Raw genomic sequence first — 2524 nt, forward strand, 5'->3', positions numbered from 1 at the left:
CGGGTGGAATCCCGAGCAGCTGCGTTGCAACTTCACGATCTCCTTGCGTCCCGCGGATTCGACGTATTCTTGGACACGCACGACATTAGGCCCGGCGATCCGTTCCAAGATGTGCTTTGGCATAGGCTCGTTGATTCTGATGTTATGGTTATGCTCGACACGCCTACCTATTTCGATAGCCGCTGGACGCGACAGGAAATAGGAAGAGCACGCGCGAAAGAGATCCAGGTCCTTCGTGTAATTTGGCCTGAGCATACGCCAAACAAGCTGACCGATCTTGCAGAGACTATATATCTTGACCCAAAGGAACTCGAAGGGCCGGATGGCCCAATAGTAGCCCAAACGGCAGATACAATCGTCCTGGAGGTCGAGCGGCTAAGAAGCCGCAGCATCGCATCTCGATATATGTCGATTACCGGCAAGCTTCGCGCTGACGTCGAAAAAATTGGTGCGTCAGTGGAAGGCGTCGGTGCACATCGGGCCGTCGCCGTGCGGTTGCTGGACGGCGAAAAGATCTGGGCATATCCGATCGTCGGAATCCCCACGGCTGAAATTTTGAACGACGTGGCCGATAAGGCGCGACGAGCGGAACAGCAGGAGATACCGGTACTGGTCTACGATCATATCGGCATCCGTGATGCATGGAATGCTCATCTCCGATGGCTTGGGGATCATATTCGCGCGGTCCGTACGATTAAAGTTTCCGAAGCCGGATGGGCTCTTGCGGCATGGGAGAATTGACCATGACTGAGGCCATTTTTCTTTCGGCGGGCGTGCCAGATCCAAAGCGAGGCCCACAATATGCAGCGACTGCTGACACCGTCGCGATTACAGCCGCAGTCTCCGCTTTGGTGCACGTTACACTAGGGCGCAGGCTGCTTGTCTGGGGTGGTCAACCCGCAATCACACCGATGATCTGGGTGGTCTCGCAAGACATCGGAATAAATTACGGACACTGGGTCCGGCTCTACCAGTCTCGCCATTTCAAGGATGAGTATCCCGAGGATAATGAGCGGTTCAACAACGTGGTTTATACGGAAGAGATCGAAAGGGATCGGGAGAAGAGCTTGCTGAACATGCGTGAACGCATGTTTTCCGAACACAAGTTCAAAGCAGCAGTTTTTATTGGAGGCATGGGAGGAATTATACAAGAATATGAGATGTTTCGACGCCTGCAACCCGAGGCTGCAGTGATACCGGTAATCTCCACGGGCGGCGCGACGCTTGACGTAGGAGCGCAAGTTGAGTCTTTAGCGCCCGACCTAACGGAAGACCGGGACTATGTTGCGTTATTTCACCGCCACCTTGACGTTTCCGTCCGAGAGGAGCGCTTCGAAAGCCCGGCCCTCCAACCAGCTGTCGTTGAGGAGCGATTTTGGCAGCCCCCTGCCACTGCTTAAACGGGGTGGGAACTCATCAGTCGCCAGCAAGCCATTCGCTAAGCTCCGTAGCTGTGTTCCTTTTCTCGTCAAGGACCATCCAGACGCGCTTTTGATGACCCTGTAGATCCCCCCAGACGATGCGGCGGTATAATCCCAGATACTCCCACGACGCCCATGCCTGCTCATGCGCGCTGTCGGATGCCGGGAACAGCGCGATCTTCGTCAACCCTTTATAACCATCGGCCACGCCCAACTCCCAGGGCACCCAACGGCTGTCCTTGCTATTCTTGCTTGCAAGAAGGACAAAGCGCTTGGTCTGGCGAATACGGCTCTTTAGCAGCCCCGCCGTTTCCTCCGTCGTGTATGGGGGCATTTCCGGGTCGATTTCATCGACATAGACCCTAGCTCCGTGCCCTTCCAACACACGAATAGCGCCAACGACCAGATCATCATCTTTGCTCGAGTGTGAAAGAAATGTGGTGCCTGAGAGGCTACGGGAAGCAGCAGACTTTCTGAGGCTTGCCTGTTCGCTAACATTTAACTTATCAGCGAAATTCCGAAGCTCGGATTTTGTAATGTATTCGATCATAATCGAAACTCTATTATCGGATATAGACCGAACTCACGGAGCTACCTCAGTTATTTGAGCGGATCGCTATCGCGTCCTCAATCCAACTCTCGATTCCGTTCTTGATCGAATCATAGACTGCCTTGCTATCTGAGCCGGAAGGGGTGACCAGCTTCGCTATAGATGATAGCTTTTTCCCGGTATTTCCATAGCCCACTTCGTCAAACGGATTGCTACCAGCCGTGCACGAATTCCCGTCGTGGCCGAGAAGTTTGTTTATCCGAATACCGACCACTCCTTTGCCGGCATCCCAGCCTTTAACGATCTCGCGGATTACCCAAGGCCGGTTCGCTGTTTCAGAGCCGACAAGCACCACCACACAGCTCTTGCCGTACATGTTGTCATCGATCCATTTTTCGATCGAGGCCTTGCCCTTCCGCTTGACCTCTTCCCACGCATTCGCGGTGCAAAGAGACTGCCCTTCAAGAGCACCGATGTTGCGCACTTGCTGGGTGCGCCAAAAATCGTTCGCGAAGTGGAAACTGAAGAAAACGCGCCGCGCCATAAGGCCCCC

At 54.1% G+C, this 2524-nt stretch carries 4 protein-coding genes; 2 read left to right on the plus strand and 2 right to left on the minus strand.

Annotated features, from left to right (window positions below; all coding sequences use genetic code 11):
• Both RLDS_RS0127470 and RLDS_RS0127475 read left to right on the plus strand, forming a co-directional pair.
• Positions 1–741 (plus strand): toll/interleukin-1 receptor domain-containing protein (locus tag RLDS_RS0127470; protein ID WP_031297267.1); only part of this gene is annotated, 741 nt, incomplete at its 5' end.
• Between the two features lie 2 nt (positions 742–743).
• Positions 744–1400 carry an SLOG domain-containing protein gene (locus RLDS_RS0127475; RefSeq protein WP_025160956.1) on the plus strand — a complete coding sequence of 219 codons (657 nt, stop codon included), beginning with the start codon at positions 744–746 and terminating at the stop codon, positions 1398–1400.
• A gap of 16 nt (positions 1401–1416) precedes the next feature.
• Here the strand turns inward: RLDS_RS0127475 and RLDS_RS30385 are convergent, their stop codons facing one another.
• Positions 1417–1971 (minus strand): toll/interleukin-1 receptor domain-containing protein, encoded by a 555-nt coding sequence (locus RLDS_RS30385; protein ID WP_021224402.1) that lies wholly within the window; start codon positions 1969–1971, stop codon positions 1417–1419.
• Between the two features lie 46 nt (positions 1972–2017).
• Positions 2018–2524: TIR domain-containing protein (locus tag RLDS_RS30390; protein WP_021224403.1), on the minus strand; the 507-nt coding region annotated here is incomplete at its 5' end.

Origin of the sequence: Sphingobium lactosutens DS20, assembly GCF_000445105.1 — a bacterium.
GTDB classification, from domain to species: domain Bacteria; phylum Pseudomonadota; class Alphaproteobacteria; order Sphingomonadales; family Sphingomonadaceae; genus Sphingobium; species Sphingobium lactosutens.

What these genes read in the sequence shown, in the direction of transcription:
- RLDS_RS0127475 (WP_025160956.1), top strand. Translation starts at nt 744, where the DNA reads ATGACTGAGGCCATTTTTCTTTCGGCGGGCGTGCCAGATCCAAAGCGA.
- RLDS_RS30385 (WP_021224402.1), bottom strand. Translation starts at nt 1,971, where the DNA reads ATGATCGAATACATTACAAAATCCGAGCTTCGGAATTTCGCTGATAAG.